The sequence below is a fragment of the Actinoplanes sp. NPDC048791 genome (genome assembly GCF_040650095.1).
In the GTDB taxonomy this organism is placed as follows: domain Bacteria; phylum Actinomycetota; class Actinomycetes; order Mycobacteriales; family Micromonosporaceae; genus Actinoplanes.
On the sequence record NZ_JBEZGQ010000068.1, the window covers coordinates 9,391 to 16,659 of the forward strand.

At 73.9% G+C, this 7,269-nt stretch carries 7 protein-coding genes and 1 pseudogene; 5 read left to right on the forward strand and 3 right to left on the reverse strand.

The window, feature by feature from the left end:
* From AB0C29_RS08165 to AB0C29_RS08180, 4 genes and pseudogenes are all read left to right on the forward strand, one after another.
* Positions 1–203: pseudogene (locus AB0C29_RS08165) on the forward strand (glycosyltransferase family 4 protein); the annotation flags it as partial.
* Between the two features lie 148 nt (positions 204–351).
* The gene (locus tag AB0C29_RS08170) at positions 352–1,503 is read left to right on the forward strand and encodes a glycosyltransferase (RefSeq protein WP_360816930.1); all 1,152 of its coding nucleotides are present in this window, start codon (positions 352–354) and stop codon (positions 1,501–1,503) included.
* Entirely contained in the window at positions 1,500–2,582 is a 1,083-nt protein-coding gene (locus AB0C29_RS08175) for a glycosyltransferase (protein ID WP_360816933.1), read from the forward strand. The genes AB0C29_RS08170 and AB0C29_RS08175 overlap by 4 nt, the downstream gene beginning before the upstream one ends.
* Before the next feature lie 8 nt (positions 2,583–2,590).
* Positions 2,591–4,081, forward strand: coding sequence for a glycoside hydrolase family 130 protein (locus AB0C29_RS08180; protein ID WP_360816936.1), 1,491 nt, complete (start codon positions 2,591–2,593; stop codon positions 4,079–4,081).
* Here AB0C29_RS08180 and AB0C29_RS08185 read toward each other — a convergent pair.
* Both AB0C29_RS08185 and AB0C29_RS08190 read right to left on the reverse strand, forming a co-directional pair.
* Positions 4,078–4,740, reverse strand: a complete 663-nt coding sequence (locus AB0C29_RS08185) for a response regulator transcription factor (protein WP_360816939.1) — start codon at positions 4,738–4,740, stop codon at positions 4,078–4,080. The genes AB0C29_RS08180 and AB0C29_RS08185 overlap by 4 nt on opposite strands.
* Positions 4,737–5,837: a histidine kinase gene (locus tag AB0C29_RS08190; protein ID WP_360816942.1), complete on the reverse strand. Its 1,101-nt coding sequence runs from the start codon at positions 5,835–5,837 to the stop codon at positions 4,737–4,739. Before AB0C29_RS08190 ends, AB0C29_RS08185 begins: the two co-directional genes overlap by 4 nt.
* A 132-nt stretch (positions 5,838–5,969) precedes the next feature.
* On the opposite strand from AB0C29_RS08190, the gene AB0C29_RS08195 reads away from it, so the two are divergent.
* On the forward strand, positions 5,970–6,638 hold the full coding sequence (locus tag AB0C29_RS08195) for a hypothetical protein (protein WP_360816944.1): 669 nt from the start codon (positions 5,970–5,972) through the stop codon (positions 6,636–6,638).
* Here the strand turns inward: AB0C29_RS08195 and AB0C29_RS08200 are convergent.
* On the reverse strand, positions 6,635–7,269 hold a 635-nt coding region (locus tag AB0C29_RS08200), incomplete at its 5' end, for a methyltransferase domain-containing protein (protein WP_360816946.1). The two genes, AB0C29_RS08195 and AB0C29_RS08200, sit on opposite strands and share 4 nt — an antisense overlap.

Genomic DNA, 7,269 nt, shown 5'->3' on the forward strand with positions numbered 1-7,269 from the left:
CGTCCCGATGGGCTTCGTGGCCGTTGGGGTGCCCCGAGGCTCTCACCGCCCCCGTGGCCGCCGACGACCCCCAGGCGGTGGCCGCGGGGGCGGATGTCGCACGGCGGGACCGCTCGGCCTGCCGGGCGCGGGCCCGCTCGCGCTTCGGCGCGGACCGCATGGTCGAGGACTACCTGGCGATTTACCGCGATCTGGTCGGCTGAACAGCCGTTCTTGTTAATGTCTTATTACCGAATTGCGGCATTTTCACAGTCAGTCGCCGCCGAAAGCTGAAGCGTGCGCTCACGCTCCACGCCCGCGCGCGCCGGTTTGTGCTGCGGGGAGGCAGCCTCTGATCAGAAAGGCCCGTCAATGCCCGCGACCTACGGTTTCCTGAGCACCTATCCCCCCACCCAATGCGGTCTGGCGACGTTCAACGCGGCGCTCGCCAGTCACCTGACGGGCGGCACGCCCGGCAGCGGTGTGGTCCGGCTGCTCTCCGCCGACGCCGCCGGGGGCGGACTGGCGGTCGACCGTACGGCGCCGCGGGTGGCGCACACCTGGCACACCGACACCCCGGGCGGCTGGGTGGCCGCGGCCAACGTGCTCAACCGCTTCGACGTCGCGATCGTCCAGCACGAGTACGGCATCTACCCCGGCCTCGACGGCGACGAGGTGCTGCCGCTGCTGCGCGCCCTCAAGGTGCCGACGATCGTCGTGCTGCACACCGTGCTCAGCACCCCCTCGATCACCCAGCGCATCGTGCTGGAACGCATCGTGGCCGCCGCCGACGCCGTGGTCACCATGACGGACACCGCCCGGCAGCGGCTGAGCACCGGCTACCGGATCGACGCCCGCAAGGTCACCGTCATCCCGCACGGCGCCGGCAGCCACTCCAGCGCCCCGCGCGAGGCCCACGACGTCCCCCACCTGCTCACCTGGGGACTGCTCGGGCCCGGCAAGGGCATCGAGTGGGCCCTGCGCTCGCTCGCCCTGCTGCGTGACCTCAGCCCGATGCCGGCGTACACGGTGGCCGGCCGGACCCACCCCAAGGTGCTCGAACACCACGGCGACGTCTACCGCGAGTCGCTCAAGGCGCTGGCCGCCGAGCTGGGCGTGGCCGACGCCGTCCGGTGGGACGACGTCTACCACGACCAGGCGACGCTGAGCCGGCTGATCCGCTCGGCCGACGTGGTGGTGCTGCCGTACGACTCCACCGAGCAGGTCACCTCCGGCGTGCTCATCGAAGCCGTCGGCGCGGGCGTGCCCGTGGTGGCCACCGAGTTCCCGCACGCCGTGGAGCTGCTCGCCGACGGGCCCGGCCTGCTCGTACCGCACCAGGACCCGCCGGCCATGGCCGCCGCGATCCGGCACCTTTTGTCCACCCCGGACACGGCGCCGCACCTCAACGGACTCGGCGGCGCCCCGACCCTGCGCTGGCCCGCCGTCGCCGCCCGCTACCAGGCGCTGGCCACCCGCCTGGTGCAGCACCGCACGCCCGCCACCGCCCCCGTACCCGCGTGAGCGTCTCGCTGCGGCTCGTGCCGCCGCCGATCCGGCTCGTCGACGCACCCGAACCGAACTGGTCCCAGATCGCCCGGCTCTCCGACGACACCGGGCTGCTCGAACACGCCCGGCACGCCACCCCGCGGCGCGAGCACGGCTACTGCGTCGACGACGTGGCCCGCGGGCTGCTCGTCGCCAGCCGGGAACCGCAGCCCACCGCCCTGGTGGCCGGGCTGGCCGAACGCTACCTGGCCTTCCTCACCCACGCCCTGACCGCGGACGGCCGGTGCCACAACCGGCTCAGCTACGACCGGCGCTGGCTGGACGAGCCCGACGTGGGCGACTGGTGGGGCCGGGCGGTGTGGGGGCTGGGCACGGCGGCCGGTCGCTGCCCGGTGCCGTGGATCCGGGCGGAGGCCCGTACGGCGTTCACCATCGCGGCGCGCAAGCGCTCACCCTGGCCCCGGGCGATGGCCTTCGCCGGCCTGGGTGCGGCCGAGGTGCTGCGGGCCGACCCCCGCGCCGGCGCGGCGGCCGAACTGCTCGGCGACGCCGCCACCGTGGTCGGGCTGCCCGACTCCGACCCCGAATGGGTGTGGCCGGAACGCGAACTGACCTACGCCAACCCGGCGCTGGCCGAGGTCCTCATCGCCGCCGGTGACCTGCTCGGCGACGAGCCGCTGCTCACCGACGGGCTGCGGATGCTGAGCTGGCTGTGCCGGACGCAGGAACACCAGGGCCACCTGTCCACTGTGCCGGTCGGCGGCTGGCGGCCGGACGTGCCCCGGCACCGCTACGACCAGCAGCCGATCGAGGTCGCGGCGACGGCCGACGCCTGCGCCACCGCGGGCGCGGTGACCGGGGACGACCGCTGGGACGCGCCGCTGTTCCAGGCCATCGCCTGGTTCCTGGGCGACAACGACTCCGGCACTGTCATGTACGACCCCCTGACAGGTGGCGGGTATGACGGATTGACCCCGAACGGGCCTAACCTGAACCAAGGCGCCGAATCCACGCTCGCACTCGTCTCCACCCTCCAGCACGCCCGCGCGCTGGCCGGGCGGAGCGCGACCCGACCCTCAGGCGGATCCGCATGACGGCAACCATGGACCCTCAGGACGTCCGGACCACCACTCTCGCCAAGCGGCACGCACTCACCATGCAGCCCGACGGCCGGCGGGTCGTCATCAAGCTCTTCGTGCCCGGTGAGGACGCCCAGCTCGGGCAGAACCGGGCCTCGCTGATCATCGAGCGGATCCTGCAGCTCGACGACGACGAGATCACCCGGCTGCTCGACGACGTGCTGGCCCGGTTCTCCGGGCGCCACCACGACATCTGCGCCACCTTCCAGCACCACTACGACCTGGTGCAGCACCGGGTGCCGCCGGACATCGAGCTCTCCCCGAGCGCCCGGGCGCTGATCGGGGCCTACTTCAGCCACGAGTTCTCCGTCGAGGCGGCGGCGCTGTGCAACCCGTCGATGGTGCCGCACCCGGACCAGAGCGACCTGGCCCCGGGCGAGCTGCGGGCGGCGATCAGCCTGCGGCAGATCGGCGAGGGGCACATCTCCTCGGTGGGTTTCTGCTCGGCCGTGCTCGGCCCGGACGACCAGATCCGGCTCGAGGACCGCGACGGGCCGCTGATGATCGGCCAGCGGGTCGGCGCCAAGCACCACCGTGACCTGCTCGCCGCCGGACTGGCCGAGGAGGACCTGGACAACGAGATCACCGCCACGGTGCTGTCCTCGCTGCCCGACCGCTACGACGACGAGGAGTTCGAGGACGTCCTCGGCCATCTGCCCGGCGAGCTGCTGGCCCGGCCCACCGCCAACGAGTCGCTGGAGGCCATCCGGCGCATCGTGGCCAGCGACTACGCGGTGACCTTCCCGGCCACTGTGCCGCTGCACGAGCGGGTGCTGTGGCCGGCCACCCCGGCCGAGAGCAACGGCATGGAGGACGCCCGCTTCGTGCAGGTCGAGGAGGCGGACGGGCGGATGGCGTACCACGCCACCTACACCGCGTACGACGGGCGGCACATCGGCGGGCGGATGATGCACACCCGCGACCTGCGGCACTTCGAGGTCACCGCGCTGCGCGGCCCGGCGGCCCGCAACAAGGGCATGGCGCTGTTCCCGCGTACGGTGAACGGCCGGCACCTGGCGCTGTGCCGCTCCGACGGCGAGACCCTGGGGCTGAGCACCCGCGACGAGCAGAACCGCTGGCAGGACGCGGTGCCGCTGCTGATGCCGCACCGCGGCTGGGACCTGATCCAGGTCGGCAACTGCGGGTCCCCGGTGGAGACCCAGGCGGGCTGGCTGGTGCTGACCCACGGCGTGGGCCCGATGCGGCGGTACGCGATCGGCGCGATGCTGCTCGACCTGGACCACCCGGAGCGGGTCATCGCCGACCTGCCGCACGGGCTGCTGGAGCCCGACGAGACCGAGCGCGAGGGGTACGTCCCCAACGTCGTCTACTCCTGCGGCGGGCTGGTGCACGCGGGCCGGTTCTGGCTGCCGTACGGGGCCAGTGACGTCCGGGTCGGCTTCGCCAGCATCCCGCTCGACGACCTGCTCGCCGCGATGGTGCCGGTCGTCTAACGCGCGTCGTGCACCAGCAGGGCGACCTGGACGCGGTTCGTCAGGTCCAGTTTGGTGAGGATGCGCGACACGTACGCCTTGACCGTGGCCGTGCTCATCCGCAGGGCCGTGCCGATCTCCTGGTTGGTGCGGCCCTGCGCCACGAGCAGCGCGACATCGTGCTCGCCGGGGCTGAGCTGCTGGAGCGCCGCGCGGGCCCGGTCGCGTCCCGGATCGTGCGCCGCCGCGGCGACGTGGTTCATCATCCGGCGCAGCACCTCGGGGGAGAGCATCGGCTCGCCCGCGGCGACCCGGCGCACGGCCCGCGCGATCTCCTCGGGCGGGGTGTGCTTGAGCAGGAAGCCGCTGGCGCCGGCGCGCATCGCCCGCAGCACGTGCGCGTCGGTGTCGAAGGTGGTCAGCACGATCACCTCGGGCGGTTCGCGGCGGGCGCGCAGCGTCTCGGTGGCGGTGAGGCCGTCCATGCCGGGCATCCGGATGTCCATCAGCACCACGTCCGGGCGGTGGGTGCCGACCGCGGCGGCGACCTCGGTGCCGTCGGCGACCGCGCCGGCCACCTCGATGCCGTCGAACGCGGCCAGCATCATCGTCAGGCCGGCCCGTACGAGCGCGTCGTCGTCCACGAGCAGCACCCGGACCGGCTGCGGCTCCGCGGTCACGGGGTCCACGGCAGCCAGGCCCGCAGGTGGAACTCGCCGGTGGCAGTGGGGCCGTGGTCCAGTCGGCCGCCGGCCAGCTGGACCCGTTCGCGCAGCCCGACCAGTCCGGTGCCCGAGCCCGGCAGCCCGGAGCCGCCGGCCCGCAGCAGGTTGCCGACCTCCACGACCAGTCCCTGCTCGGCGTGGCCGGTGACCGCGACCCGTACGCGGGCGCCGGGCGCGTGTTTGCGGGCGTTGGTCAGCGCCTCCTGCACGATGCGGTAGGCGTGCCGGCCGACCCCGGCCGGCACCCCGTCGGCGGCCAGTCGCAGCTCCACCCGTTCCCCGGCCTCCTGGGACTGCGCGACGAGCGCGGGCACGTCGTCGAGGGTCGGTTGCGGACGGTCCTCGGCCGGCTCGCGCAGCACGCCGATCACCTGGCGCAGTTCCTCCAGCGCGTCGTGGGCGCTCTGCCGGATCACCCCGGCCGCCAGCCGTTCGCCCGCCGGGGCGTCCCGGCGCACCTCCAGCGCTCCGGCGTGCACGGCGAGCAGCGAGATCCGGTGGGCCAGCACGTCGTGCATCTCCCGGGCGATCCGTTCCCGTTCGGCCAGCCGGGCCTGCTCGACGCGCAGTTCGTCGCCCTGCTCGGCCTCGCGGGCCCGTTCGGCCAGGGACCGGACCAGCCGGCGCTGGGCCCGGACCAGCATGCCGATCCCGACGAGGATCACGTGCAGCAGCACCAGGAACGTCGTCGCCTCCCAGTAGGTCCGGGTGGGGCCGAGCGCGATCAGGTAGACGGTGGCCAGGGAGACGGCGTGCACCGCGGTGACGGCGACGGCCACCGCGGCCGAGCGGTACAGGGCGACGGCGAACAGGGCGATCGGGGTGGCACCCATGGGCAGCCCGAAGAGCAGGCCGAGCGCGATCAGCACCAGGGCGAGCGCCACCGGGCGGCTGCGGCGGTACCGGATCAGGGCGGTGACCGCGACCGCGCCGGCGACCAGCTCGACCCCGATCGGCCAGCCGTCGCCCTCGCTCAGGGTCGACGCCAGGAAGAAACTGCCCAGGGCCAGGGCGGTGCCGGCCAGGGCCGCTTCGACGAGCCAGCGCCTCATGACTGGACCGTACTGTGCCGGGGCCGGCTCGCGCAGTGGCCGGTCGGCGACCGCGGCGTCGACTTTGGTCGACGTGGGGTGCGACCACCGCCGCTAGCGGGAGCCCGGCGGCGGCCCGAAGACTCGGCGGTCGTGGACGAGACGATTGTGGCGACCCCGTGGTGGGCCCGGGTGGCGGTGTGGACGGCGTTGCCGGCGGCCGGGGCCGGGTTGGGCTGGGTGATACGCGAGGTGCCGGGTTGGGTGCTGCGCATCCCGTTCGTGCCGGTACGGGGACCGCTGCGCCTGGTGGACCGGTTCGACGAGCCGTGGGCGACGCTCGGCGCGGTGGTGCTCGGCACGATCGCCGGACTGGTGCTGGCCGGGCTCGTCGACCGGGAGTCCCTGACCGTGCGCATCTCGGGCACGCAGGTGACGCTGACCCGTCCGGGCACCACCCGCGCAGTGCCCCGCAGCGCTGTGGCGGTGGCCTACCGCGAGGGCGACCAGCTCGTGCTGCTCGGGCCGACCGGGCGGGAGGTGGCCCGGGAGCCGTCGCACCTGTCGGTCGCGCGACTCGCCGCGGCCTTCGGCACCGTGTGGTCGGCGCAGGACCCGTACGCCGGCTCCTACCGGCGCTGGGTGCCGGACCTGCCGGATGTCCCGGCGGAGGCGGCGGCGCTCTTCGCCGCCCGGCAGCAGGCGCTGGACAAGGGTGACATCGACGACGCCCGGGACCTGCGCGAGGAGCTGGCCCGGCTCGGTTTTGTGCTGCACGACCGCAAGAAGCGCCAGCACTTCCGCCGGGTGGATGGGCTCTAGACGGTCGCCGCGACCACCCAGATGGTCAGGACCGCGAGGAACTCGCCGTCGGCGCCGGCCTGCTCCACCTGGTCGAACCAGCGCTCGCGCAGCCCGGTCGGGGTCATCCACGACTCCTGCGGCACCTGGGGGTTGACCATCGGCAGCACCACCGCGGCCGAGTCCGGGTCGGGGAAGTAGCAGGTCACCGGGGTGGCGCTGATATCGCGCAGGCCGTAGCCGACGAGCCGGCGGCGCAGCGTGCGGCCCATGTCGAGCCGGCGCGGGGTGAGCCGGCCGTGCAGGTGCGCGACGATCGTCTCGGCCAGCCCGGTGTCGACACCGTCGAAGGCCAGCGAGTCCCAGTCCGTGTCGAGCAGGCAGAGCCGGCCACCAGGGCGGATCACCCGGATCAGCTCGCCGATCGCCACGTCCGCGTCGTCGACGTGCTGGAGCACGCGCTCGCACCACACGCCGTCGAAGCTGTCGTCGGGCAGGTCGAGGTCGGAGACGTCGCCGGTCACGTACCGGATGTCGCCGCCGTCGTGGCGGTCGCGGGCGGCGGCCAGCGTGGCCGCGGAATGGTCCAGGGCGATCACCTCGCCGCCCGGCGCGACGGCCGTCGCCAGGGCCCGGGCGACGTCACCGGCGC

What these genes read in the sequence shown, in the direction of transcription:
- AB0C29_RS08170 (WP_360816930.1), top strand. Translation starts at nt 352, where the DNA reads ATGCCCGCGACCTACGGTTTCCTGAGCACCTATCCCCCCACCCAATGC.
- AB0C29_RS08180 (WP_360816936.1), top strand. Translation starts at nt 2,591, where the DNA reads ATGGACCCTCAGGACGTCCGGACCACCACTCTCGCCAAGCGGCACGCA.
- AB0C29_RS08190 (WP_360816942.1), bottom strand. Translation starts at nt 5,837, where the DNA reads ATGAGGCGCTGGCTCGTCGAAGCGGCCCTGGCCGGCACCGCCCTGGCC.